Genomic DNA, 23724 nt, shown 5'->3' on the forward strand with positions numbered 1-23724 from the left:
CCGTCACCAGCCGTAGGACCCTGGGATTCCTTTGAACGGGCCCACCACGTCGTCGGTGATCCAGCCCTCGTAGAACCCGCCTTCCTGTGGTCGCACGGCCTCACCGTCGATCTCGCAGTCCAGACGACTGGGCGAGAAGGCGAGGTACCCGGCGATCTCGGCGAAACGAGGAGTGGGGTTCTCGTAGCTCCATCCCGCGGCGGGTGCGACGGCATCTCCGCCGTGGACGTCCCAGTAGGTGGCAGCACCCTTCCACTCGCAGTGCGTCGAGCGGGCGTCCGAGGGCGTCAACGCACCCGGAACCACGTCCGCAGGCGAGATGTACCAGGTCGGTGGGTGGCTCGTTTCGAGCACGCGGTACGCGGCGGTGGTGCGGGCAACCACCTCGCCGCCGAGCCGAACGACCAGGGAACGGTTCGAGGACTCGAGCTTGGGTGGGCGGGGGTAATCCCAGACGGACTCCTGGCCCGGCTTCGGCTTCTCGGGAACGACGGATCTCGGCAGATGTGAACTCATACTTCGATGGTGCCACCGGGTGTCACGGGGCGTCGACGGGATAGAGATCGTCCACCCGTTCCTCGTCGAGAATCCAACGATCGACGTCGTCGAGAGGTTCGACCGTGCGCACAGAGGTGACCGGGGCTTCGGGCGGGCGCTGTTCGGCGCGGACAGGCTCGATGCGAACCGGCTCGGTACGGACCATCGGCGCGGGTGCCGGTATCTCGGGGGTGGGGAGTTCGGGGGTGGGGAGTTCGGCCGCAGGTGTCACGGGTTCGGCTCGGGGGACCGCTGTTGCCACCTCTTCGGGGGTTGGGTCTTCGTCGGCGATGTCGGTGGTCTTCGGCAGTTCCGCCGGTATCCGAACGAGGATGCCGAGTCCGTGGGTTGCGGCCAACAGGCTCACCGGGGCGACGGTGGCAATGGCCGCGGACAGGGCCGGATGCAGTGTGCCGGCGTCGGAGATGAAGGCGTGCATGGCATTTGCGCCGATACTCACCAGAGCTGCCGTGATCAACACGCCCCAGAAGAAGCGTCGACCACTGCGTTGATCCTCGAATTGGGCGAGCGCGATGACGGAGATCGTGGCCTGCAGGATGGTGCCGTCGACGATCACCGGCCACAGCCACGACAGTGAACGCGGAACGCCTGCCATCGTGGCGAGATCCCACAGTGCGGCGAAGCTCAGCACGAAGGACGCAATTCCGATGACGGTGGTGATGACGACCGCACTGACGAGTGTCGCACGCAGGACCTTGTTCATGGATCGTCATGAAACACGATGCCACCGACAAGTTCGACGGATCGGGCGGGAGCTGCCCTCGAGGCACCCGGCTATCGCGTGGTGAACGCGCCGCCGTTGACGTGAAGCGTCTGACCGGTACTAGGCAGAGCACCCGCCGAGGAGAAGAACTCTGCCACTGCGTTCACCGCCACCCGGGCCGTGCTCCACCCTGTCTACATCGATTGCGATTGAACGTGTTCAGGCCACGCGCATGCACTTGCCAGCGTCCTCGTAGCGCATCACGCCCAGGCGGGCGGCGTCCAGGTTTCGGCGAGGGCGAGGTTCTTCTGACTGCTCTGCGAGCTTTGCAAGTACTCGAGGAAAACCCGCAGCGCGGGTTGCCTGTTGTCAGCGCGCCAGACGATCGCATGTGGATAAACCGGGATGGGATCGACGATCGGGATTCTGCGCAGATCGTAGGACTCGGGCCACAGATACCTGGACCCTTCACCGATCAGAGTGGATATATGGGCAGAATTCGCAAGCTCTTCGAGAAGTACGTCCACACCGAAACTTGTTCCGATCGAGTCGATTCGGATCCCGAACGTTCGGCCCAACTCATCGTAATATGCACCCCAGTCGGTGTCGGAACGCACGCCTGGCATCCATATCCGGTGTGGACGAAGATTTGCGAGAGAGACGGAAGCCTTGTGAGCGAGGGGATGCTTCGGCCCGGTGAGTAGTTGATGGCGATCGTCGATGACGCGCGTCGACCGAAGTTCGGCCGGAAGTGTTCGACTGCGCGTAGCGCTGATGGCGCGGAAAGTTGCGTCCACACTGCCGTCCAAGACGGCGTCGAGGGCAGCGTCGGTGTTTGCGTCGGGGAGGGTGACGACATCCAGATCGATCTGTGGGTAAATCCTGTGAAATGCCCGCAGTGAGGTCGCAGGAGCCGTGCGACGGTTGAGAACGTCGACCCGTAATGCTCTGTTGCCCAACGCCACCGAACCGACGGCCCGCTGTGCACTCTTGACCAGCTCGCGCGCATGGGGCAGGAAAGCCTGCCCGTCCACACTCAATCGGGCTCCCCTCCCGGAACGCACGAACAGCGAGACACCGAGGCTTCGTTCCAGTGCCGCAATGCGTTTGGATACAGCCTGTTGTGTCAGCCCCAACCCGTCAGCGGCAGCCTGGAACTGACCTCCGTCTGCGGCTGCCACGAACGTCCGCACGGCCTCCGTATCCACCGTCGAACCCTATACGGACAACCATCGGTTGTGACTCGCCGACCTCGAGGTTGTTTGCCGACCGCCAACGGGTGCAGTTTGCTCGACATGCCCATCCGGAAGAGGTTCGCAGAGAGGACCGCCATGAACTTCGCCGAAAAAGTGCAGCGCGCAATCATGCTCACAGCAAAAATCAGTACGATCCCCTACACCGACCAGCGGGCCATTCGAGAGGGCTGGCAGGAACTGACCGGACAAACCGTCGACGACGCCTTCCATCTCATTCCACCGGTCTTTTCGGACCACGGGATCAACATCCGCATCGGCGGAAATGTGTTCGTGAATCAGAACTGCCGCTTCAACGACATCGGCGGGATCGAAATCGATGACGACGTAATGCTGGGGCCCAATGTCAGCCTGATCACCTCGGGGCATCCGGTCGAACCCGCCGGGCGACGGGCCGGAGTCACCTCGGCACCGATCACGATAGGACGAAACGTCTGGATCGGAACATCAGCACTGATCCTGCAAGGCGTCACCATCGGCGCGGACGCCATCATCGGTGCCGGCGCTGTCGTCACTCGGGACGTACCCCCTCGAACACTGGTGGCCGGGGTTCCGGCGACTGTGGTCAAGACACTCGCCTGAGTTCTCGGTGCCATTCAGTTGGTCCCCAGCGCCCTCTCGAAAAGGGCGAGCAACCGGTCCCAGTGCCGCTCCAGCCCAGCCGGATCGAAGGCGTCCGTGTCGGACATCGTGTACCCATGAATTGTGCCGGGATAGATCTCGGAGTTGTAGCTCAACTGTGCGGCGTCCAACGCTCTATTTAATTCGTTCAGAGCCTCGGGCGTCAGATCGCCTGCGGCGTGGCCAAAATGGACTTCGGCGGTGATTTTCGCAAGCTCTTCGATTCCGTCCGCTGCCACCGGGCCATGGAATGCGGCAATCGCGGCAATCCGGCTCGGGTACACGGCGGCGGATCGCGTCGCGAGCAGACCACCGATGCAGTAACCGACCACCCCAACTTCACCTGTGCTCACTTCAGGCTGTTCTTCAAGAAATTGTAGGTAGACCTCGGCGTCGATGGAGACGCGCTCGGCAGTGTGCAGATGGATGAAAGGCATCAACTGGTCGACGAGTGCCGGCCGAATTTCTTCTCCGATGTGGTCGGGAAGCGCGACGAGGGGCGCTCGACCATGTCGGTAGAAGATGTTGGGAACGAGCACGTAGTAGCCATGGGCGGCCAACTTTTGTGCCATCTTACGAAGCACGGGCCGAGGACCGAACGCATCGGGATACATCAAAACGCCTGGGTGCGGCACCTGGTCATCTGGAAACGCGGCGAAGACGTCGGCGTGTCCATCCGCCATCGGGATCTGGAAAGTTTTGGTGGGCATGAATTCTCCTGTCGTGGTTGATTTTTCGATACCATCAACACAACAAGGCGGTTCTCGAGCACCTGCGTAACGTCCATGTTCGAACGGCGGTTCTGCATCGACCCGCGCGGCCCTCAAAACAGCGCCGGGTCACCAATCCGTGCGTGGCGCCATGCCGTCCCGGTGATCATTGCGAAAGACTAACGCGTCGATCACCAAATACAACAGCCGCTCGAAGCGCTCACCCGAGAACCGGATACCCAAAGATTCAAGGGGTGCTGCTGCCGCGGCCAATGCTTCTATTTCCTTCGCAACCTCAGGAGTTCGGCACCGTGACCAGCACCGTCGTTCCCGGCTCGTGGGGATCTGACACGGGGTGTTATCCAGCCTGGATGCCGGCCCGTGCGTTTCCTAGTTTGATGATTGCCTGGGTGGTCTGGTGGTCGGCGGGCAGTAAGACCACGATCTGCTGGTTGTCCGGCTCCGGAATCTCGAGAGTTTCGCGGTTGAACCGCAGGCGGTCACCCTGGGGCAACCGAATTTCGAGCTCGACGCGATCTGGTGGCAGGTGTTGGTCGAGCCGGCTGGTGAACTCGGGCCCGGCTAGCGGAGCCAGAACGGACTTGAACCATTCGGATGCGGAAGCCGAAGGCCCGAGCCAGAGGTCGAAGGCCTGCTCGTCAGCGACGTGTGCCCAGTCGGGGAAGACCGCTCGGGCGTTCGGATCGGTGAAGACAAAGCGGGTGAGGTTGGGGTAATCGTCGGCCAGGAGTCCAGTTGGTTGCATGACGAACTCGAAACCGGTGGTGTACGCCAAAATGTCGCCGATTCGGTTGGTCAGGAACGCGATGCCCGGTTCGAGAAGATCGAGGGTCTGCTGTACCGATGCGCGCACGGAACGCGGTGGCGGTTCCGGTTCGCTGTGCGCAGCGCATGCTCCGCCGGTGATCTTCGCGAGATAGGCCAGGTGGCGACGCTCCTTTGTGGTGAGGCTGAGAGCGTCCGCGACAGCGTTGATCACGGGCCCGGTGGGGTTCCGGTCGCGCCCCTGCTCGATGCGCGTGAGATATTCGACGCTGATCCGGGCGCGAGCAGCGAGCTCGGTTCTCCGTAGTCCGGGAGCACGCCGTCGACCGTCTTCCGATAGCCCGAGATCGGTTGGATTCGTCGCGTCGCGCTTGGCCCTAATGAAGTCTCCCAACGGGGTAGCCATGGATAGAAACTACGCCCCGCTCATCCGTGAGGCACCGTGAGCGTGGCCCTCCGGGGGCTAGCCTGGGCTCGGTCTGGTTGACCGTGTCATTCCAGCGCATCGTTGCCGGCATGCCACACACCGAACTTCGAACCGCAGCGGGCGACGCCCGATGAAATATGTCCAGCTCGGCTCTTCGGCTTTACGAGTAAGCCGTATCGCATTGGGCGGGATGAGTTTCGGTCATCGCAGCTCCAGGAACCCTTGGACGCTGGACAAAGAGAACGCCGAGCCGATTTTTCGTCGCGCGGTCGACCTGGGTATCACCTTGTGGGACACCGCCAACGTCTATGGCAACGGCACCTCGGAGGAGATCCTTGGCGACGCCATGCGTCGGTTCACCCGCCGCGAGGACGTCGCTCTTGCCACGAAAGTGGGCTTGCCGATGCATGACGGCCCGACCGGGACCGGACTCTCCCGCGCTGCGATCCGAGCACAGCTCGACGCCTCGCTGCGTCGACTGAAAACCGACTACGTCGATCTCTACCAGATTCACAGGTTCGACCCGCACACCCCCACCGAGGAGACAATGGCGACCTTGCACGAGGTGGTCACCGCGGGGAAGGCCCGATTCATCGGGGCCTCGTCGATGGCGGCCTGGCAGTTTGCGTCGATGCAGCACACCGCTGAGCTGGGTGGCTGGACGCGCTTTGTCTCGATGCAGGACCAATACAGCCTGGTCCAGCGGGAAGAGGAACGCGAGATGTTCGGGCTGCTGGCTGACCAAGGCGTTGCCAGCCTGCCATGGTGTCCGCTGACCAAGGGTCGGCTCGCCCGGCCCTACGGAATGGCAACTCACCGCTCTCGGACCGACCCTACCGGTCAGCGATTCTTCGACAATCGCGACCAACCCATCATCGACACGGTCGAACGACTCTCCCTGGCCCGCCGAGTTCCGATGGCGCAAGTCGCGTTGGCGTGGGTGCTCGCCCAGCCCGTAGTCGCGGCACCAGTAGTCGGAGCAAGCCGGGCCGGCCACTTGGACGACGCCGCCGCTGCGGTCGATCTGACCCTGAGCAGCGAGGACCTACACGCTCTGGCTGCGCCCTATACGTCCCGCGAACCCAGCGGTTACTGACCTTCACCACAGTCGCATCCCTAGAGCTCGACCTTTGGCCTTTGCAAGGAGACGTTCGCGACGCCCCTGCCTGCGGTGGCGTTCGACTTCGGAGCCCTGAGCCACCTCCAGGAAAGACGACGACCTTGCCTCTTCACACCCCCAAACCACAACACGAACGGAAATGAAAATGCTACCCACAGTCGCCATCATCGGAGCCGGGTACGGCGGAGCCGCCCTCGCCAAGGAACTCGAGAACGACGCCGACGTCACCCTCATCGACCCGCGCGATTCTTTCGTCAACGTCGCCGGCTCACTGCGCGCGCTCGCCAGACCCGACTGGGCAGACAACTTGTTTTTTCCCCTCGACCAAATTCTGACCCGCGCCACCCTCATCCGCGACAAGGCCGTATCAGTGGACCCGGCGGGCCTCACCCTCAGCAGCGGTGACCGCATCACGGCCGACTACGTCGTCTTGGCCACCGGATCCACCTATCCCTACCCCGCGAACCCCACCTCGAATGCCACCGCCTCCGCACTCGAAGACCTGCGCCGAACTCACAAGGCCCTCGACGGAGCTCAACGAGTTCTGATCCTCGGTGCGGGCCCCGTCGGTCTGGAATTAGCAGGAGAAACCAGAGAAATCTGGCCCGACAAAGACATCACCATCATCGACCCCGCCGACGAGCTCTTACCCGGGTTCCTGCCCGATGTCCGCCGCGAACTGCACCGTCAGCTCGACGCGCTCGGCATCAAGATGATGCTCGGCGCGAGACTGACCGCACCCCCACGCACCCGACCAAACGAGCTCGCCATCGTTACCGTGCACACCACCACTAGCGTGGAGATCACGGTCGATATCTGGTTTCAGGCCTACGGTGCCACCATCAGCAGCGACTACCTCAGCGACGAGAAGCTCACGACGCGTACCGCTCGGGGCGAGGTCCCCGTCACCCAGCGGCTCAACATTCTCGGTCATGACCACGTCTACGCCATCGGCGACATCACCAACCTCGCCGAGGCGAAGATGGCCGGGTACGCCGGCCAGCACGCCGCCGTCGTCGCCGAGAATATCAAGACCCAAATCGCAGGTGGGGTTCCTCGAGCCACCTACGAGCCTCTCGGGTACCCGATGATTCTTCTCCCCCTGGGCACTCGAGCTGGCGTCGGCCAGCTACCTTCGCCCGACGGACCCACACTCGCGCCGACCGAGATGGTTTCCCAGTACAAGGGTGCCGATCTCTTCACTGGTCGGTTCGCTGAGCAGTTCGGCATCGAAAAACATTCCTGAACGCACCCTACTGTTCGCACGCATTCGCGAGTCGTGCGAGGAGTTCGCGGAAGGTCGTGCTCTCGCTCTCGGACAGGCCCGTTCGCAGCAGATCGTCTTCGACCATTCTGATCTTTACGCGGACCGATTCCAACAGCAGTCGTCCACTCGGCGTGATGCCGACCGTGCGCTGACGTTGATCGCGAGACCGCTCTCGGTAGACGAGATCTCGCGAGATGAGCTCGTCCAGGTGCTTACCGAGCCGGGTCGGATCTCGCTTGGTTCTGCGCGACAACTCCTTCTGAGACACGGCGGCACCAGAAGCCACCTCGGTCAAGATTGCGTACTCCCACATCGAAAGCCCGGCGTCGCGAAGGACGGGTGCTTCCAAAGACCCCAATCGTGGTACCACTCGGAAGATGAGCGCGGCCAGGTCAGGCTCGTCGCTCGGCGAATTCCCGGAACCAGTCATGGACAACCCTCCCAAATTCATCTACCGTCGTAGATGGTACCGTCTACCGTGGTAGATGATTTGCGTTGCTTTCAAGGCCAACGTTAAACACTCACCCGTCAACCTCGGCCCTTGCTGACGACACGACGACTCGGCGAGGCGTACCGACATGTCCGAAGGGACCCAGCGATGGACGTCAATGCGCTACATACCGCTACCGAAATTCTGGCCGAGTACCTATCGGAGGTGACTCATGGCGACCTCGGGCAAGCAACACCGGCGAACAGCTGGGACATCGGAGACTTGTACATCCACCTGATCGAAGAGAACATCTCCATCGCTCGTGGCCTCGCAGATGAGCCGGTGCACAAAAAGGTGTCCAAAGCCGACAAGGTCACGAGATCGGACCTCGAGGCGGCGGCACATTTGTACGGCGGAGGATACGAGGAGCGCTACCGCCGGACGTCACGGGCATTGGAGAATGCCTTCGCTGCGGTTGCCGACCGGGAATCGCTCCACAGCATCGACGGCATCACCCGCACGGCCCACGCCTGGTACGACCGACAAGTCAACAACACGGTCATCCACACATGGGATATGACTCAGGCAATGGGGTTCACCTACCATCCGTCTCCGGATGTGGCGTTGCGGGTACTCAGAACCGAATCGGATCTGTCGATCGACGACGTCACTGCAATATGGGAAGCCGCACTACGCCTTTCGGGTCGACTCCCCGCGGTACAGCAGGTTCAAGCGGTTCGGACGGCCCCGCGGTAGAAGTCGGCGCGATCGTGTGCAGACATTCCGCCCCACACGCCGTAGGGCTCGTTCGCCTCGAGGGCGTGCTGGCGGCATTGTTCGAGTACCGGGCAACGGCCGCAGACCTGCTTGGCGGATTTCTCACGCGAGGTGCGAGCGCGACCTCGTTCGCCTTCGGGATGGAAGAACACGGACGAGTCCAATCCGCGACACAGTCCGTCGAGTTGCCAGTCCCAAACGTCTGCGTTGGGGACGGGAAGTTGGACCGGCCTGGCGGGTGCGCCTCGCACCATGAGCTGTCTCCTCACTGAAAAGTGAACAAGCTCACTATCTCGTATTCGTCATACTTTTACAAGTCCTTTCGGTCATTCGTAGTACTTAAAAGCAAGCATGCTTGCTTGAGTTTTCCTCGATCAGTGGCTCTCGGACATTCCCGCGCGCTTCTCGAGTTCGAGCAGAATGTGCTCGGCGATCTTGGTCGGGGGCGGACCGATGTCGACGACGATGGAGTTCTCGTCCTCACCCAGCGGCTCGAGGGTCGAGATCTGCGTGTCGAGCAGCGAGGACGGCATGAAGTGGTCCATCCGAGCATTGAGGCGTCCGCTGATCCGATCCTTCGTTCCGGCCAGATGCACGAAGATCACCTCCGACCCCTCCCTGGACCCAGCAGCCAGCACGTCCCGATACGTCCGCTTGAGAGCCGAGCACGTCACGATCCCCGATCGGCCCGTCGTGGTGTGGTCGGTGATCCATTCCGCGATCACGTCTAGCCACGGCCACCGGTCCTCGTCGGTCAGCGGCTGACCGGCCGCCATCTTGGCCACGTTGGCGTCCGGATGCAGGTCGTCGCCCTCCTGCAGGTCCCATTTCAACGCGCCGGCGAGAATTCCCGCCACCGTCGACTTGCCCGAACCGGACACTCCCATCACTACGAGAACCGGATGATGCGCTCTGCCTGTCGTCTGTGATGCCATCCCTCGATACTGCTCCATCTCGCTCCGGCGGATCGGACAGACGCGAGAATCCGGGCAACCCATGGGACGATCGGTCGGACATGAGCGAGACCAGCGACTTCCGCCAGCTTCACGATTCGGTGCTCGACGAGCTCGGTCGCGACATCGTGAGCGGCGCGATCCCGAGCGGAACCCGAATCTCGGCCGACGACGTCGCCGTGCGGTTCACCGTGTCGCGGACCGTCGTCCGGGAAGTGGTCCGTGTCCTGGAATCGCTGGGGTTGCTCACCGTGCGTCGGCGCGTGGGGATCACCGTGCAGGGCTCGCAGAACTGGAACTCCCTCGACCCGGTGGTCATCCGCTGGCAACTGGCCGGGCCCGCCCGCGCCGAGCAGTTGCTGCTGCTCAGCGAATTACGTTCGGGCATCGAGCCTTTGGCAGCCAAGCTCGCCGCGCATCGAGCAACGCCCGAGCAATGTGGCGCGCTGACGGCCGCTGTCATCGGAATGTCGTCGACGTCCCGGGCCGCGGATTCCGACGCCTACCTCGAACACGACAGCAATTTCCATCGCACGTTGCTCGCAGCCTCGGGCAACCCGATGTTGCGGTCGATGTCCGACATCGTGGTGGAGGTGCTCGCCGGCCGCACCCGCCACGCCCTGATGTCGCGGCAGGCCGACCCGGAGGCGATCCGCCTGCACGGTGTAGTCGCCTCGTCGATCCAATCCGGCGACGCAGACGGCGCGCAGCGCGCCATGCTGGCCATCGTCACCAAGTCCGCCGCCTCGATGTCGGCGGCCTCCGGTGTGACTCCGTCGCCCGGTCTGGTCCCCGACCAGCAGTGATACATCACGCGCACAAAGCCAGGTACGCCGAGGCGGGGTTCATCGCCTAGATTCGACGGGTGACTGCTCTCGAATTGCCGCTCGAACTTCGCCGCGCACTCGTTGGAGTAGCTCGGACTCCGCGTCTGCTCGTCGCGTCCGATTACGACGGCACCATGGCGCCGATCGTCTCCGACCCGCAGAAGGCCTTCCCGCACCCCGAGTCGGTCAGCGCCATGCGCGGGCTCGCCTCCCTGGCCGGCACCAACGCTGCCGTCATCTCCGGACGTGCCCTCCGCGATCTCGCGATCCTCTCCCGCCTGCCGTCCGAGGTGCAGCTGGTGGGTAGCCACGGCAGCGAGTTCGACGCCGGATTCATCAACGCCATCGACGAGAACGCCAAGAAGCTCCTCACCGCCATCACCGGCGAACTGCAGGCCATCGCCGACGCCCATCCCGGCGTGAGTATCGAGACCAAGCCGGCCAGCGTCGCGCTGCACGTCCGCAATGCCGAGACCGCCGCCGGTGACGAAGCGCTCGCAGCGGTGCGATCCGGCGCCGCTGCACGGGACGGCGTTCAGGTCACCGAGGGCAAGTCCGTCATCGAGCTGGCCGTCATCGTCACCGACAAGGGCGTCGCCCTCGACATTCTTCGCCACCAGGAAGCCGCTACTGCTGCAGTCTTTTTCGGCGACGACGTCACCGACGAGAAGGCGTTCGGACACCTGCACGGGCCGGACATCGGCGTCAAGATCGGGCCGGGAGACACCCTCGCGGAGTTCCGGATCGACAGCACCGAGCAGGTCGCGCTCGCCCTGGCATTTCTGCTCGAAGAGCGACGGCAGTGGCTTTCGGGAGCCGACGCCCCACGCATCGAACGACTGACGATGTTGGCCAGCCCCAATGCCGTTGCGCTGCTGACCCCCGACGCCGACGTCACCTGGCTGTGCCACCCCGAACCCGACTCCGCAGCAGTGTTCGCGCACCTGCTCGGCGGCGATCAGGCCGGCCACTTCAGCGTCGGACCCACCCGCGCATCACTTCCGCTGAGTCAGCAGTACGTGGACGGCACGATGACGGTGCAGACCAAGTGGGCCAGCCTGCAGGTCACCGACTACCTGCCGCACGACATCGGCCAGGGCCAGACCGCGCTGACGCGAGTCATCACCGGCAAGGCCACCGCCGTGGTCACCTTCGCACCGCGTCCGGAATTCGGAAAGGCCTGGGCCTCACTCGAACCCGACGTCGACGGCCTGCGCATTCTCGGTACCGCAGATCCGATGGTGCTGCGCAGTCCCGGCGTCACCTGGAACATCGTCTCCGACGGATCTCAGCAGACGGCACACGCCGAGGTCGATCCGTCCAACGGACCGATCGTTCTCGAATTGCGGCTCGGCACAGACGATCTGAGTGAACACCCGTGGGACGAGGTGGAGCGTCGCCGCGCGTCGGAGGCGTACTGGAAGGACTGGGCCGACGGCCTTGACCTGCCTCCTCTCAAGCGCGATCTGATGAAGCGATCGGCACTGACCCTCCGCGGTCTCGTACACGCCGAGTCCGGCTCGATCATGGCTGCGGCCACCACCTCACTGCCCGAGGACATCGGCGGAGTCCGTAACTGGGACTACCGCTACTGCTGGCTGCGCGACGCCGCACTCACCGCAGCCGCGCTGGTCGACGTCGGATCGATGGCGGAGGCCGAGAACTACCTTTCCTGGATCCACGGTGTGCTCGAGTCGGTCTCCGGCCCCGAGCGTCTGCACCCGCTCTACACCATCTGGGGTCTCGGCCTCCCACCCGAGGCTGTCATCGACGAGCTGCCCGGCTACGCCGGTTCGCGTCCGGTGCGCGTGGGAAATGCTGCCAATCAACAGGTTCAGCTGGACGTCTTCGGTCCCATCGTCGAACTGGTGTCCGCTCTCGCCCACGCACGCAAGGCCACAGGATCGGACCACGGTCTGTCCGACGACGATTGGGACCTCGTCCGCGCCATGGTCGAAGCCGTCGAGCGACGCTGGTTCGAGCCTGACCACGGCATCTGGGAGATCCGCGACAACCCCCGTCACCACGTCTACTCCAAGGTGATGGGCTGGATCACCGTCGATCGCGCCATCCGGCTGGCCGAAACCTTCGGTCGCACAACCGAACCCGGCTGGGCGTCGCTGCGAGAGACCATCCGCGAGGAAGTGCTCGCCAACGGCTGGAACGAGGAAGTGCAGTCCTTCACCGCCGCGTACGACGGCACCGACCTCGACGCCGCGACGTTGTTCATAGGACTGTCCGGACTGATCGACCCGGCCGACCCACGCTTCGCGGCCACCGTCACCGCCACCGAAGCCGAACTGCGCAGCGGCTCGACCGTGTACCGATACCGCCACGACGACGGACTGCCCGGTGGCGAAGGTGGCTTCCACCTCTGTGCGGCCTGGCTCGTCGAGGCATACCTCCTGGTGGGACAACGCGCCGAAGCCGAAGCATTGTTCGCTCAACTCGTCAGCGCCGCAGGCCCCACCGGACTGCTCAGTGAGGAATACGACCCCATCGCCGAACGATCCCTCGGCAACCATCCGCAGGCCTACAGTCACCTGGGTCTGCTGCGTTGTGCGAGATTGCTCAGCGCCTAGGGCTCACCCCGCTGCGTCAATGGACCCTTGCATACGTCTGACCCGTGCAATGGTTCATTCACCCACCGGGGTCCTCCGGGTCAATGGCGCATTGCATACGTCTGAGCCGTGCAGTGGTCCATTGACGCGGGCGGGCGGGCCGGGAGGCGGGCGGGCGAACGAGGGGGCGGCGGCAAAGCTCAGGCGATAGCGGGCGGCTGTTTCGGCGGCGGTCCTGCGGTTCGGCCGCGGAAGAGTTCGGTCGGCAGAGTTTCGGCGGCGACGATGCCCGAGTGGGAGGACGAGAGCACCAGTTTGCCTGCTCGACGGCCTTTTTCTTCGGCGTCTTGGCGCACGGTGGTGAGGTTCTCGCGGATGGCGTCGGAGATGCCGTCGAATCCGGTGACCGAGAGTTGGCTCGGCACATCGATTCCGGAGACTCGGGCGAAGTTGAGTGCGCCGAGGGCGATGACGTCGGTGGTGCAGAGCAGGGCGGTGGTTTCGCGGTTGGCCTGAAGTGCTTGGGCTGCAGCGGAGTGGCCGGAGCGCACGGTGTGGTCGAAGCGTTCGACGACGGTGAGGATGTCGGGGTCGAGTCCGGCGTCGATCATGGCTGCCTGGACTCCGGCGATGCGTTCGCGTTGGACGTGGAAGTGGCTGTCCGCCAACCGCCCCGGGGGTACGACGCCATCGCGGCGGTCGCGTCCGAGCCGCATGCACAGGACGGCGAGATGCTCGTGTCCTTGCGAGATGAGATGTGCGGCAAGCATTTTCATCGCGCCTCGATCGTCGATGGCGACGAGGGCCGCTTCGGGGATGTTGCGAGGCTGATCGCAGACGACGATCGGTAGGTGGCGTTCGCGAACGGCTGCGAGGTAGGGGTCGTCGTCGGCGACGGAGTAGACGACGAAGCCGTCGACTCCTGCTTGTTGGACGACGGCTGCGGCTTGCACGTCGTCGCGTTCGGCTCCGGCGGGGATAAGCAGTAGGCCCTGTCCGGCGGCTTCGCAGGATTCGGCGAGTCCGGCGAGGAAGCTCATCGCGGCGGGGTCGCGGAAGGAGTAGCTCAGAGCTTCGGTGAGGAGCAGTCCGATGGCTCCGGCCTTGCGGGTGCGCAGCGATCGCGCGACGGGGTCGGGGCCGGCGTATCCGCGGCGCTTGGCGGCCTGGAGGACGCGTTCGCGGAGTTCCGGAGAGAGCTGATCGGGTCGGTTGTAGGCGTTCGAGACGGTGGTGCGCGATACCTTCAGCTCGGCTGCGATCGACGCCAACGTCGCCTGACGTCGCGGTTCGCTTGACCTGACCATAACCGGGACGTTAGTCCCACAACACGGCGTAGAGAAACTCGAGGTCTCGTTCGTCCGATTCGATCCGTCACCCCACTGCGCGCTAGAGTACAACGGTAACGGTTTCCATTAGCGTCAAGTTCCGCTCACAGGAGTACATCGATGTCGTCCACTCATCGCGCGTCCCGGACCAAGCTCACGGCTGCACTGGGCCTGACCTGCGCCGCAGCCCTCACACTCAGCGCGTGCAGCTCCACCGAATCCGCGAGCACCGAGTCGGCTCCGGCCACCGCGGTCGACGGACCGATCACGATCGTCGCGTCCACGAACGTCTGGGGAAGCGTCGCCGAGGCGGTTGCAGGCGACCTGGCGACAGTGACGTCGATCATCTCCGACCCGTCCGCGGACCCGCACTCCTACGAGGCGAGCCCCGCCGACGCGGCTTCCGTAGCCGAGGCGTCGCTCGTGGTCTACAACGGTGGCGGCTACGACCAGTTCATCGAGGACATCCTCGGATCCGAGGGCCAGGACGTGCCGTCGGTCGATGCCTTCTCCCTGCTCGAGGACAGCCACGATCACGACTCCGAGCCCGCCTCCGACGAAGCGACACCGGAAACAGAAGCAGAAGCAACGGACGATCACGGCCATTCGCACGGCGAGGTCAACGAACACGTCTGGTACAACGCCGAGGTCGCCGCACACACCGCCGAGGAGATCGCCGACAAGCTCGGTCAGCTCGATCCCGACAACGCTGCGCAGTACACCGCCAACGCCGAGACGTTCCACGAGCAGGTCCACGGCATCACCGACGTGACGGCGAAGATCGCTGCCGATCACCCCGACGCACCGGTGGCGCAGACCGAGCCGATCGCGCACTACCTCATCGAGGAGTCCGATCTCGACGATCGCACCCCCGAGGATTTCAAGGACGCCATCGAGGAGGGCAACGACCCGTCTCCGGCATCGATCGCCGCAACGCGTGATCTGTTCACCTCGAAGTCCGTCCGCGCGCTGATCTACAACATCCAGACCGAAGATGCTGTGACACAGGACATTCGCTCCACCAGTGAGGCCGCGGGCATCCCCGTCGTCGAGGTCACCGAGACTCTGCCCGCCGGGATGACGTACCTCGAGTGGCAGACCAAGGCAGCGACGGATCTGCAGGCCGCCCTCGCAACCACCCCTTGAGCCGATCCGACTCCTGATCTCGGACCGGTTGATGGAAAGCTGTAGTACATGCCTGCTGTAGAACTGCGCGATGCCGGACTGGCGTTCGGTGAGCGCACGCTGTGGCAGAACCTGGATCTGGCGGTCGAGAAGGGCGAGTTCATCGCCGTTCTCGGCCCCAACGGGTCGGGCAAGACGTCTCTGCTCAAGGTGCTGCTGGGCCAGAATCACCTCACGTCCGGCACGGCCGCGATAGACGGCCATCCCGTCCGTCGCGGCCAGTCGGGCGTCGGCTACGTGCCCCAGCAACGCAACATCGACGACGATCTACCCCTTCGCGGACGCGACCTCGTCGGCCTCGGCTGGGACGGCCATCGGTGGGGCATGGGCCTGCGCGGCATGCGGCAACGCAAGGAGACGGTGCAGCGCGCGATCGATCAGGTCGACGCCAACTCCTTCGCGGGCGCTCCCGTGGGCTCGATGTCCGGCGGTGAACAGCAGCGGCTGCGCATCGCCCAGGCACTCGTCGGCGATCCGTCGGTCCTGCTGTGTGACGAGCCCCTGCTCAGCCTCGACCTCGCCAACCAGTCTCTGGTCTCGGGCCTCATCGATCGCCGACGGCGGGAGCACGGGACGGCAGTGCTGTTCGTGACGCACGAGATCAACCCGATCCTCCCGCTCGTCGATCGCATCGTCTACATCGTCGACGGCCGGTTCCGCATCGGGACTCCCGCCGATGTCATGACCACCGAGGTCCTGTCCGAGCTCTACGGCACCGAGGTCGAGGTGTTGAAGGTGCGCGGCCGGCTCATCGTGGTCGGAACCGGTGACTCCATCGATGCACTCGGCTCGGCCGGTGCCCACCATCCACCCGTGCCGCACGACAGAGAAGACAAGGCATGAACGAGAAGGTTCTCGACGCATTCTCGAAGATGCTCGACTTCGACACCACCGCCAATCTCCTGACCTACGACTTCGTCCAGCAGGCTCTGCTCGCCGCCGCGATCCTCGGATTGCTCGCCGGCGCACTGGGCCCGCTGATCGTCAGCCGCCAGTGGGCGTTCGCGGTGCACGGATCGAGTGAGCTCTCGCTCACCGGCGCGTCTGCCGCACTGCTCGTCGGCATCACCGTCGGCCTCGGAGCCATCGTGGGGTCCGTGGTCGCGGCGGTGATGTTCGCCCTGCTCGGCAGCAAGGCCCGCGACCGCGACTCGGTCATCGGCGTCATCATGTCCTTCGGCCTCGGCTTGTCGGTGTTGTTCATCTGGCTCTATCCCGGCCGAACCGGCACCAGCTTCTCGCTGCTGATCGGCCAGATCGTCGGCGTCGGGCAGAGCGGGATCCAGTTGCTGCTGGTGTGCGCCGTCCTGGTGCTGATCGTCCTCACTGTGGTCTATCGGCCGCTGCTGTTCGCCAGCACCGACCCCGAGGTGGCGCTGGCCCGCGGCGTCCCCGTCCGCGCACTCTCGGTCGTCTTCGCCGTGCTCGTCGGCGTCGCGTGCGCACTGGGCGTCCAGATCGTCGGAGCGCTGCTGGTGCTCTCGCTGCTCATCACTCCCGCCGCAGCCGCCGCGCGGGTCACTGCCAGCCCACTCAAGGCGACGCTGCTGTCCATCCTGTTCGCCGAAATCGCCGCCGTCGGAGGCATCCTGCTCTCCCTCGCCCCCGGGCTTCCGGTGTCGACGTTCGTCACCACCATCTCCTTCGTGATCTATCTCGTCTGCCGTGCGATCGGCGGAACCCGCAAGGCCAATTCCGGACGGCTGGTTGCCGCCTAGGATGACGAGGGTGTCCATCGACCTCAACGCCGATCTCGGCGAAAGCTACGGTGCATGGACTCTCGGGGACGACGACGCGATGCTCGCACTGGTGTCGAGCGCCAACGTTGCGTGCGGCTTCCATGCCGGTGATCCCACCACTCTGCTGCGCACGTGCCGCTCGGCCTCGAACGCAGCCGTGCGGATCGGTGCGCAGGTGGGCTATCACGACCTCGCCGGATTCGGCAGACGCTTTCTCGACGTCTCCTCGGCCGATCTCACCGCCGACGTGATCTATCAGATGGGCGCACTCGACGGCCTCGCTCAGGTCTCCGGTTCGGCCGTTGCCTACGTCAAACCGCACGGCGCGCTGTACAACGCGATCGTGCACCATCGCGTTCAGGCCAAGGCCGTGGTCGACGCCGTTCTCGCCTACGACCCCACGCTGCCGGTGCTCGGCCTGCCCGGTTCGGCGTTCCTCGACGAAGCGGAGCGAGCCGGGCTCCGCACTGTCACCGAGGCTTTCGCCGACCGCGCGTACACCCCGCAGGGAACGCTGGTGGCCCGCTCGGAACCCGGCGCCGTGCTGTCCGATCCCGACGCCGTCGCCCAGCGCGTGCTGACCATGATCACCGACGGCACCACCCTGGCAGTCGACGGCTCGCGCATCGCCGTTGCCGCCGAGTCGATCTGCCTGCACGGCGATTCCCCCGGCGCGGTCGCGATGGCAACGGCCGTGTCGGAACTGCTGCGCGGCAACGGTATCGACGTGACAGCCTTCGTCTGATGCGCATTGTCCCGGCGGGCGAGAATGCAGTGCTCGTCGAGTTCGACGGGCTGGACGAGACGATGGCGTACTACCGCTCTCTGACAGCCGATCCACCGTCTCGAGTCGTCGATCTGGTTCCCGCCGCCCGCACCGTGCTGGTGATGTTCGACGGGCCGAAGCAGCCGATACTGGACTGGATCTCGGCCACCGAACCCGCAGTCGACGTGGACGACGACCGGTCCGACACCGTGACTATCTCGGTGGTCTACGACGGCGAAGACCTCGACGAGGTGGCCCGACTGACCGGCCTGTCCACCACCGAAGTCGTTGCCGCACATACCGATCAAGCGTGGATTGTTGCGTTCGGCGGCTTCGCACCCGGCTTCGGCTATCTCGTCGGCACCGACGCGCGGCTGCACGTTCCGCGGCGCACGTCGCCGCGCACCAGCGTCCCGGCCGGTTCGGTGGGGCTGGCGGGTGAGTTCTCGGGCATCTATCCGCGCTCCTCCCCCGGCGGCTGGCAACTGATCGGGCGCACCGACGCGCAACTGTGGAACCTGGACCGCGACCCACCCGCGCTGCTGCGGCCCGGCACCACCGTCCGATTCGAGCAGGCATGAGAGCCCTGACCGTTCTGCAGACGGGACCACTGTGCACCGTCCAGGATCGCGGTCGCCCAGGGTATGCGTCGATCGGTGTGGGGCGCTCGGGGGCCGCAGACCGGCTCTCGCACGATGCCGCGAACCGATTGGTGGGCAACAACTCCGACGCCGCCACGCTGGAAGTGACCTTCGGTGGCCTGAAGCTACGCGCCGAGTTCGACGCGATCGTGGCCGTCACCGGAGCGCACGTGATCTGCCGCGTGGACGGCACCGTGCAGGGACTGAATACGACGCTCGTGGTCCGAGCCGGACAGGTACTGGAATTGACCACGCCCACATGGGGTCTGCGTAGCTATTTGGCAGTGCGGGGTGGGATCGACGTCCCCGCCGTCCTCAGCAGCCGATCGACGGACACGATGTCCGGTCTCGGACCGGCAGCGCTCTCCGCCGGCGATGTGGTCGCCGTCGGCAACGGCAGCGGGGAATGGCCCGCCGCGGATTTCGTACCGCCGCCATCGAGCCGAGCCACACTGCACGTCACGTTCGGGCCGCGCGAGAACTGGTTCACCGAGCACGCCCGATCGCTGCTGCTGGAGCAGCCGTGGACGGTCACGCCGGACACCGATCGCGTCGGGATCAGGCTCGACGGCTCCGAGCCGCTGGCCCGCGCGCTCGACAGCGAATTGGCCAGTGAGGGAATGGTTCTCGGCGCTCTACAGGTTCCACCGTCCGGGCAGCCGGTGCTGTTTCTCGCCGACCATCCCGTCACGGGCGGTTATCCGGTGATCGCCGTCGTCACCGCGGCGGACGTGTCCGCAGCCGCGCAGTTGACGCCCGGCACCCGGATCCGCTTCCGCGCTGTCGGTTGATCCCGGCCCCGGACCGTTCCTATCCGCGACGCTGACGAGCGATGTCGGCCAGGACGACGCCCGCGGCGACGGATGCGTTGAGTGATTCCACCGGCCCCGCCATCGGGATCGACAGGATGTGATCGCAGGTCTCGCTGACCAGACGCGACAGGCCCTTGCCCTCGGATCCGACGACGATGACGACCGGACCCTTACCGTCGAACGTGTCGAGTTCGGTGTCGCCGCCGGCATCGAGGCCGACGACGGTGACGCCCTTGGACTGCCAATCCTTCAGTGTACGAGTCAGATTCACTGCTCGCGCGATGGGCAGGCGAGCTGCGGCACCGGCACTGGTTCGCCATGCCACTGCGGACACGCTGGCACTGCGACGCTGCGGAATCACGACGCCATGACCGCCGAAGGCAGCCACCGATCGCACGACGGCACCGAGGTTGCGCGGGTCGGTGATGTTGTCGAGCGCCACGAGCAGAGCCGGCTCCTGGTGCGTGCGCGCGTTCGAGATCAGATCGTCGGGGTGCGCGTAGCGGTACGGCGGCACCTGCAGGGCCAGGCCCTGGTGCAGTCCGTTGGCACTGAGCTTGTCCAGATCCGAACGAGGAACTTCGAGGATGGAGATCCGCGCATCGCCCGCCCGCTGCACGGCTTCCTTGAGTCGATCGTCGCTGTCGGTACCGACGGCAACCCACAGTGCGGTGGCGGGCACGCCCGCGCGCAGGCACTCGACCACCGGGTTGCGACCGAGTACCACCTCGGGACCGTCTTCGGCCTTGCGTCCGGCCGGTCGTCCACCCGCGCGGCCACCGGTGTTGCCGCCGCGGTTCGTTGCGGACTTCTCGGCGAGCTTGGCCCGACGCGCGGCGGGATGCTTGGTGCGCTCGGAGGCGGGCGGCGTCGCGCCGCGACCCTCGAGGCCCTTCCGACGCTTGCCGCCGGATCCGGCGACCTGTCCCTTCTTGGTGCCGTCCTTGCGGATTGCGCCGCGCCTACTCGAATTGCCTGCCATCACAAACCTGCTTCGTCGGTCTTACTCGTACCCAGCGACCATTCGGGCCCGTTGGGTGTATCTGTCACGTCGACTCCGGCTTTCGCAAGTCGATCGCGTATGTCGTCGGCGGCGGCCCAGTCCTTGGTCGCCTTCGCCGTTGCTCGACGCTCCAGCTCGGCCTGGACCAGGACGCCGAGGGCACTGAGAGCTGCTGCGTCGGAACCACTGTCTTTGCTCCAGTGCGGATCGAGCGGGTCGACACCGAGGATGTCGAGCATCGCGCGCACACTGCCTGCGTACTCCACCGCTGCCGGTAGGTCACCGGATTCGAGTGCGGTGTTGCCCAACGTGACGGTGGCGTGAATCTCGGCCAGCGCCTTGGGAACTGCGAGGTCGTCGTCGAGAGCCTCGGCGAATCCGGCCGTCCACTTGCCCATCGGCACCTCACCGGCGCGTTCGACGGCTCGTTTGACGAACCCTTCGATGCCCCGGTACGTCACGGCCGCGGTCTCGAGTGCGGTATCGGAATACTCCAGCATCGAGCGGTAGTGTGCTCCGCCGAGGTAGTACCGAAGCTCTTGCGGCCGAACCTTTTTCAGCACGTTCGGCACCGAGAGCACGTTGCCGAGAGACTTCGACATCTTCTCGCCGCCCATCGTCACCCACCCGTTGTGCAACCAGTACCGCGAGAAGCCGTCTCCGGCCGCCATGGACTGCGCGCGCTCGTTCTCGTGATGTGGGAACACCAGATCCAGCCCGCCGCAGTGGATGTCGAAATCCGAACCGAGGTAGTTCTCCGCCATCGCCGAGCACTCGAGATGCCAGCCCGGACGGCCGGGACCCCACGGCGTCGGCCACGACGGCTCGTCGGGCTTCGCGCCCTTCCACAGCGTGAAGTCGCGCGGGTCACGCTTGCCCTCGGCGACGCTCTCGCCCTGGTGCACGTCGTCGAGCTTGTGCCCGGACAGTGCGCCGTAGCTCGGGAAGCTCTGCACGTCGAAGTAGACGTCGCCGCACGAATCGGCGTAGGCATGGCCGCGTTCGATCAGACGCTCGATCATCCGGACCATCTGGGTGATGTGCCCGGTCGCACGCGGCTCCGCGGACGGCGGGAGCACCCCGAGCCGGTCGTAGGCCCAGGTGAAGGATCGCTCGTAGGTAGCAGCCCACTCCCACCACGGACGGCCCGCGTCACGCGCCTTGTTGAGAATCTTGTCGTCGATGTCGGTCACGTTGCGAACGAATGCGACGTCGTAATCGTGTGCCAGCAACCAGCGGCGCAGTACGTCGAACGCGACGCCGCTGCGGACGTGGCCGATATGAGGTTCGCCCTGCACCGTTGCCCCACACAGGTACACCGATGCATGGCCAGGGACCAAGGGGGTGAATTCCCGCAGGGCCCTCGTCTCGGTGTCGTGTAGGTGAAGGGTCACGACCAGCAATGCTACCGGTGGTTTTACCTCGTCATGACAAGTGCGGTCGCGATGGCCGCGATTCCTTCACCGCGACCGGTCAGCCCGAGCCCGTCGGTGGTGGTCGCAGACACCGATACCGGCGCACCGAGCACCCGCGAAAGAACTTCCTGGGCCTCGACGCGGCGCGGTCCGATCTTGGGCCGATTGCCGATGATCTGCACCGCTGCGTTCCCGATCGCGAAACCGTCCGCGTCGAGCAGCCGCTTGACCTCGGTCAACATGGCAGCTCCACTGACACCGTCCCATTCCGGACGACCGGTCCCGAACACCGATCCGAGATCGCCCAGTCCGGACGCGGACAGCAGCGCGTCGCACAGGGCGTGCGAGGCCACGTCGCCGTCGGAATGCCCGTCGAGTCCGTCTGCGTCCTCGAACAGCAAGCCGGCCAGCCAACAGGGCCGACCGGGCGCAGTGGGATGGACGTCGGTGCCTATGCCGACTCTCACAGCTCGTCTCGACTGTTCACAGCAGCGCCTTTGCCAGTAGCAGGTCGTGTGGAGTGGTGATCTTGAACGCGAGAGCATCGCCGACGATGGAGTGCACCGTCTCGCCGATGCGCTCGACGAGGCCCGCGTCGTCGGTGGAGATGTCGGATGTTGCGTCGTACGCGCGGCGCAGGACGTCGGCGTCGAAGCCCTGCGGGGTCTGCACCGAGCGCAGACTCGCGCGGTCCGGGGTACCGACCACTGCGCCCATGATGTCGACTTCCTTGATGGTGTCGACGACCGGGAGAACCGGAATGACGGCGGAGCGTCCGGCTCGTACCTCGGCCACGACGCGGGCGATCAGCGTCGGTGGGGTGAGGGCCCGGGCTGCATCGTGGACGAGCACGACTGCTGCGTCGCCGACAGCGGCGAGACCGGCGCGTACCGAATCGGTCCGCTCGAGCCCTCCGGCCACGACGGTGACGTCGTCACCGACATGACGGCGGGCCGCGTCGAGCAGCTCGGCCGGCACGATGAGGACGATGCGATCGACGGCACCCGAGGCCCGGAGACCGTCGACGGACCGTGTCAGAAGAGAGTCGGTACCCAGACAGACGAATGCCTTCGGCTCGTCATATCCGAGCCGAAGGCCTTTGCCTGCTGCGGGTACCAGGGCGACCACGTCGCCGGCAGTACCGTTCACTTTATGAAGCTGTAGCGAGAACTTCGTCGAGCATGGTGTCGGCCTTGGCCTGATCCGTTCCCTCGGCGAGTGCGAGCTCGCCGACCAGAATCTGACGTGCCTTGGCGAGCATGCGCTTCTCGCCTGCCGACAGTCCGCGATCCTGCTCGCGTCGCCAGAGATCGCGGACGACCTCGGCAACCTTGTTCACGTCACCGGAAGCGAGCTTCTCCAGGTTGGCCTTGTACCGACGCGACCAGTTGGTGGGCTCTTCGGTGTGCGGCGCGCGGAGCACCTGAAAGACTTTGTCGAGACCTTCTTGCCCGACGACGTCGCGAACGCCTACGTATTCTGCGTTGTCCGCGGGAACTCGAACGGTGAGGTCGCCTTGCGCGACCTTGAGAACCAGATACTCTCTCGGTTCACCCTTGATGGTGCGTGTCTCTATCGCTTCGATCAGCGCCGCTCCGTGATGGGGGTAAACGACGGTGTCTCCGACCTTGAAAATCATGTGACAAGTGCCCCTTTCGATTTACCCAGAATACCACGGCTCATATCAACGGTGCAGGTCAGGGGCATAGCGGTGCCGAATCAGGGGTTGACACAGACGGATCGACGTGTATCCGGGGCCACATTTTCCCGAGGGTCGTTCCGCGGTTCCCACTCCTGACAGGCACCCTCACCTGGCGTCATCGGGCCGCTGGCCGACCCCAC

26 protein-coding genes are annotated in these 23724 nt (G+C 65.0%); 12 read left to right on the top strand and 14 right to left on the bottom strand.

Translation table 11 applies throughout. From position 1 onward, the window contains the following. Positions 1 to 3: 3 nt before the first annotated feature. The 3 genes from AB0366_RS06665 to AB0366_RS06675 form a co-directional block, all read right to left on the bottom strand. Entirely contained in the window at positions 4 to 516 is a 513-nt protein-coding gene (locus AB0366_RS06665) for a DUF427 domain-containing protein (protein ID WP_243594627.1), read from the bottom strand. 22 nt (positions 517 to 538) lie between these two features. Continuing rightward, positions 539 to 1261: a DUF2637 domain-containing protein gene (locus AB0366_RS06670; RefSeq protein ID WP_366243190.1), complete on the bottom strand. Its 723-nt coding sequence runs from the start codon at positions 1259 to 1261 to the stop codon at positions 539 to 541. Positions 1262 to 1521: 260 nt separating this feature from the next. Continuing rightward, positions 1522 to 2469, bottom strand: a complete 948-nt coding sequence (locus AB0366_RS06675) for a LysR family transcriptional regulator (RefSeq protein WP_347872463.1) — start codon at positions 2467 to 2469, stop codon at positions 1522 to 1524. Positions 2470 to 2592: 123 nt separating this feature from the next. On the opposite strand from AB0366_RS06675, the gene AB0366_RS06680 reads away from it, so the two are divergent. Beyond that, entirely contained in the window at positions 2593 to 3096 is a 504-nt protein-coding gene (locus AB0366_RS06680) for a sugar O-acetyltransferase (protein ID WP_347872462.1), read from the top strand. A 14-nt stretch (positions 3097 to 3110) separates the two neighbouring features. Here AB0366_RS06680 and AB0366_RS06685 read toward each other — a convergent pair whose 3' ends face one another. Then, positions 3111 to 3845, bottom strand: coding sequence for a dienelactone hydrolase family protein (locus tag AB0366_RS06685; RefSeq protein ID WP_347872461.1), 735 nt, complete (start codon positions 3843 to 3845; stop codon positions 3111 to 3113). Between the two features lie 358 nt (positions 3846 to 4203). After that, complete coding sequence (locus AB0366_RS06690) at positions 4204 to 5037, bottom strand: helix-turn-helix transcriptional regulator (protein ID WP_347872460.1); 834 nt, start codon at positions 5035 to 5037, stop codon at positions 4204 to 4206. A gap of 151 nt (positions 5038 to 5188) precedes the next feature. Between AB0366_RS06690 and AB0366_RS06695 the strand changes: the two genes are divergently transcribed. Next, a complete protein-coding gene (locus AB0366_RS06695) occupies positions 5189 to 6154 on the top strand; it encodes an aldo/keto reductase (protein WP_347872459.1) in 966 nt (321 codons plus the stop codon). Between the two features lie 163 nt (positions 6155 to 6317). Continuing rightward, positions 6318 to 7424, top strand: a complete 1107-nt coding sequence (locus AB0366_RS06700; RefSeq protein ID WP_366243191.1) for an FAD-dependent oxidoreductase — start codon at positions 6318 to 6320, stop codon at positions 7422 to 7424. A gap of 7 nt (positions 7425 to 7431) precedes the next feature. On the opposite strand, the gene AB0366_RS06705 is transcribed toward AB0366_RS06700, so the two are convergent. Beyond that, positions 7432 to 7875: a MarR family transcriptional regulator gene (locus AB0366_RS06705; protein ID WP_347872457.1), complete on the bottom strand. Its 444-nt coding sequence runs from the start codon at positions 7873 to 7875 to the stop codon at positions 7432 to 7434. Between the two features lie 168 nt (positions 7876 to 8043). Between AB0366_RS06705 and AB0366_RS06710 the strand changes: the two genes are divergently transcribed. Further along, positions 8044 to 8631, top strand: coding sequence for a maleylpyruvate isomerase family mycothiol-dependent enzyme (locus AB0366_RS06710; RefSeq protein WP_366243192.1), 588 nt, complete (start codon positions 8044 to 8046; stop codon positions 8629 to 8631). Here AB0366_RS06710 and AB0366_RS06715 read toward each other — a convergent pair. Then, a complete protein-coding gene (locus AB0366_RS06715) occupies positions 8604 to 8906 on the bottom strand; it encodes a WhiB family transcriptional regulator (RefSeq protein ID WP_008713079.1) in 303 nt (100 codons plus the stop codon). The genes AB0366_RS06710 and AB0366_RS06715 overlap by 28 nt on opposite strands. A 120-nt stretch (positions 8907 to 9026) precedes the next feature. Further along, a complete protein-coding gene (locus tag AB0366_RS06720) occupies positions 9027 to 9587 on the bottom strand; it encodes a gluconokinase (protein WP_121872172.1) in 561 nt (186 codons plus the stop codon). Positions 9588 to 9667: 80 nt separating this feature from the next. Here AB0366_RS06720 and AB0366_RS06725 point away from each other — a divergent pair, with 80 nt between their 5' ends. Then, complete coding sequence (locus tag AB0366_RS06725; RefSeq protein WP_037190693.1) at positions 9668 to 10411, top strand: FCD domain-containing protein; 744 nt, start codon at positions 9668 to 9670, stop codon at positions 10409 to 10411. Positions 10412 to 10470: 59 nt separating this feature from the next. Then, entirely contained in the window at positions 10471 to 13014 is a 2544-nt protein-coding gene (gene otsB, locus AB0366_RS06730; RefSeq protein WP_366243193.1) for a trehalose-phosphatase, read from the top strand. Between the two features lie 179 nt (positions 13015 to 13193). Here otsB and AB0366_RS06735 read toward each other — a convergent pair whose 3' ends face one another. Then, positions 13194 to 14300: a LacI family DNA-binding transcriptional regulator gene (locus AB0366_RS06735; RefSeq protein WP_121872169.1), complete on the bottom strand. Its 1107-nt coding sequence runs from the start codon at positions 14298 to 14300 to the stop codon at positions 13194 to 13196. A gap of 141 nt (positions 14301 to 14441) precedes the next feature. Here AB0366_RS06735 and AB0366_RS06740 point away from each other — a divergent pair, with 141 nt between their 5' ends. The 6 genes from AB0366_RS06740 to AB0366_RS06765 are packed head-to-tail and all read left to right on the top strand — an operon-like array spanning position 14442 to position 19443. After that, positions 14442 to 15467, top strand: a complete 1026-nt coding sequence (locus AB0366_RS06740; protein ID WP_121872168.1) for a zinc ABC transporter substrate-binding protein — start codon at positions 14442 to 14444, stop codon at positions 15465 to 15467. A 48-nt stretch (positions 15468 to 15515) separates the two neighbouring features. Then, positions 15516 to 16349: a metal ABC transporter ATP-binding protein gene (locus AB0366_RS06745; protein WP_366243194.1), complete on the top strand. Its 834-nt coding sequence runs from the start codon at positions 15516 to 15518 to the stop codon at positions 16347 to 16349. After that, positions 16346 to 17224, top strand: a complete 879-nt coding sequence (locus AB0366_RS06750; protein ID WP_094614623.1) for a metal ABC transporter permease — start codon at positions 16346 to 16348, stop codon at positions 17222 to 17224. Before AB0366_RS06745 ends, AB0366_RS06750 begins: the two co-directional genes overlap by 4 nt. 1 nt (position 17225) lies before the next feature. Next, on the top strand, positions 17226 to 17990 hold the full coding sequence (locus AB0366_RS06755) for a 5-oxoprolinase subunit PxpA (protein WP_366243195.1): 765 nt from the start codon (positions 17226 to 17228) through the stop codon (positions 17988 to 17990). After that, positions 17990 to 18592, top strand: a complete 603-nt coding sequence (pxpB, locus tag AB0366_RS06760; RefSeq protein WP_366243196.1) for a 5-oxoprolinase subunit PxpB — start codon at positions 17990 to 17992, stop codon at positions 18590 to 18592. The genes AB0366_RS06755 and pxpB overlap by 1 nt, the downstream gene beginning before the upstream one ends. Further along, complete coding sequence (locus AB0366_RS06765) at positions 18589 to 19443, top strand: biotin-dependent carboxyltransferase family protein (RefSeq protein ID WP_366243197.1); 855 nt, start codon at positions 18589 to 18591, stop codon at positions 19441 to 19443. The genes pxpB and AB0366_RS06765 overlap by 4 nt, the downstream gene beginning before the upstream one ends. 19 nt (positions 19444 to 19462) lie before the next feature. On the opposite strand, the gene rlmB is transcribed toward AB0366_RS06765, so the two are convergent. Genes rlmB through AB0366_RS06790 form a run of 5 tightly spaced genes read right to left on the bottom strand, consistent with a single transcriptional unit; the run spans position 19463 to position 23521 of the window. Further along, positions 19463 to 20446, bottom strand: a complete 984-nt coding sequence (gene rlmB / locus AB0366_RS06770; RefSeq protein ID WP_121872162.1) for a 23S rRNA (guanosine(2251)-2'-O)-methyltransferase RlmB — start codon at positions 20444 to 20446, stop codon at positions 19463 to 19465. Then, entirely contained in the window at positions 20446 to 21861 is a 1416-nt protein-coding gene (cysS, locus tag AB0366_RS06775) for a cysteine--tRNA ligase (RefSeq protein ID WP_366243198.1), read from the bottom strand. The genes rlmB and cysS overlap by 1 nt, the downstream gene beginning before the upstream one ends. Before the next feature lie 23 nt (positions 21862 to 21884). Then, entirely contained in the window at positions 21885 to 22349 is a 465-nt protein-coding gene (ispF, locus tag AB0366_RS06780) for a 2-C-methyl-D-erythritol 2,4-cyclodiphosphate synthase (RefSeq protein ID WP_366243199.1), read from the bottom strand. A gap of 16 nt (positions 22350 to 22365) precedes the next feature. Then, positions 22366 to 23031, bottom strand: coding sequence for a 2-C-methyl-D-erythritol 4-phosphate cytidylyltransferase (ispD, locus tag AB0366_RS06785; RefSeq protein WP_366243200.1), 666 nt, complete (start codon positions 23029 to 23031; stop codon positions 22366 to 22368). A gap of 1 nt (position 23032) precedes the next feature. Continuing rightward, positions 23033 to 23521, bottom strand: a complete 489-nt coding sequence (locus AB0366_RS06790) for a CarD family transcriptional regulator (protein WP_027494344.1) — start codon at positions 23519 to 23521, stop codon at positions 23033 to 23035. Positions 23522 to 23724: the final 203 nt, after the last annotated feature.

The sequence above is a fragment of the Rhodococcus sp. NPDC076796 genome (genome assembly GCF_040702765.1).
Lineage (GTDB): Bacteria > Actinomycetota > Actinomycetes > Mycobacteriales > Mycobacteriaceae > Rhodococcoides.

Coding starts and splice junctions, on each gene's coding strand:
- AB0366_RS06665 (WP_243594627.1), bottom strand. CDS start 516: ATGAGTTCACATCTGCCGAGATCCGTCGTTCCCGAGAAGCCGAAGCCG.
- AB0366_RS06670 (WP_366243190.1), bottom strand. CDS start 1,261: ATGAACAAGGTCCTGCGTGCGACACTCGTCAGTGCGGTCGTCATCACC.
- AB0366_RS06680 (WP_347872462.1), top strand. CDS start 2,593: ATGAACTTCGCCGAAAAAGTGCAGCGCGCAATCATGCTCACAGCAAAA.
- AB0366_RS06685 (WP_347872461.1), bottom strand. CDS start 3,845: ATGCCCACCAAAACTTTCCAGATCCCGATGGCGGATGGACACGCCGAC.
- AB0366_RS06690 (WP_347872460.1), bottom strand. CDS start 5,037: ATGGCTACCCCGTTGGGAGACTTCATTAGGGCCAAGCGCGACGCGACG.
- AB0366_RS06695 (WP_347872459.1), top strand. CDS start 5,189: ATGAAATATGTCCAGCTCGGCTCTTCGGCTTTACGAGTAAGCCGTATC.
- AB0366_RS06700 (WP_366243191.1), top strand. CDS start 6,318: ATGAAAATGCTACCCACAGTCGCCATCATCGGAGCCGGGTACGGCGGA.
- AB0366_RS06705 (WP_347872457.1), bottom strand. CDS start 7,875: ATGACTGGTTCCGGGAATTCGCCGAGCGACGAGCCTGACCTGGCCGCG.
- AB0366_RS06710 (WP_366243192.1), top strand. CDS start 8,044: ATGGACGTCAATGCGCTACATACCGCTACCGAAATTCTGGCCGAGTAC.
- AB0366_RS06715 (WP_008713079.1), bottom strand. CDS start 8,906: ATGGTGCGAGGCGCACCCGCCAGGCCGGTCCAACTTCCCGTCCCCAAC.
- AB0366_RS06720 (WP_121872172.1), bottom strand. CDS start 9,587: ATGGCATCACAGACGACAGGCAGAGCGCATCATCCGGTTCTCGTAGTG.
- AB0366_RS06725 (WP_037190693.1), top strand. CDS start 9,668: ATGAGCGAGACCAGCGACTTCCGCCAGCTTCACGATTCGGTGCTCGAC.
- AB0366_RS06735 (WP_121872169.1), bottom strand. CDS start 14,300: ATGGTCAGGTCAAGCGAACCGCGACGTCAGGCGACGTTGGCGTCGATC.
- AB0366_RS06740 (WP_121872168.1), top strand. CDS start 14,442: ATGTCGTCCACTCATCGCGCGTCCCGGACCAAGCTCACGGCTGCACTG.
- AB0366_RS06745 (WP_366243194.1), top strand. CDS start 15,516: ATGCCTGCTGTAGAACTGCGCGATGCCGGACTGGCGTTCGGTGAGCGC.
- AB0366_RS06750 (WP_094614623.1), top strand. CDS start 16,346: ATGAACGAGAAGGTTCTCGACGCATTCTCGAAGATGCTCGACTTCGAC.
- AB0366_RS06755 (WP_366243195.1), top strand. CDS start 17,226: ATGACGAGGGTGTCCATCGACCTCAACGCCGATCTCGGCGAAAGCTAC.
- pxpB (WP_366243196.1), top strand. CDS start 17,990: ATGCGCATTGTCCCGGCGGGCGAGAATGCAGTGCTCGTCGAGTTCGAC.
- AB0366_RS06765 (WP_366243197.1), top strand. CDS start 18,589: ATGAGAGCCCTGACCGTTCTGCAGACGGGACCACTGTGCACCGTCCAG.
- rlmB (WP_121872162.1), bottom strand. CDS start 20,446: ATGGCAGGCAATTCGAGTAGGCGCGGCGCAATCCGCAAGGACGGCACC.
- AB0366_RS06790 (WP_027494344.1), bottom strand. CDS start 23,521: ATGATTTTCAAGGTCGGAGACACCGTCGTTTACCCCCATCACGGAGCG.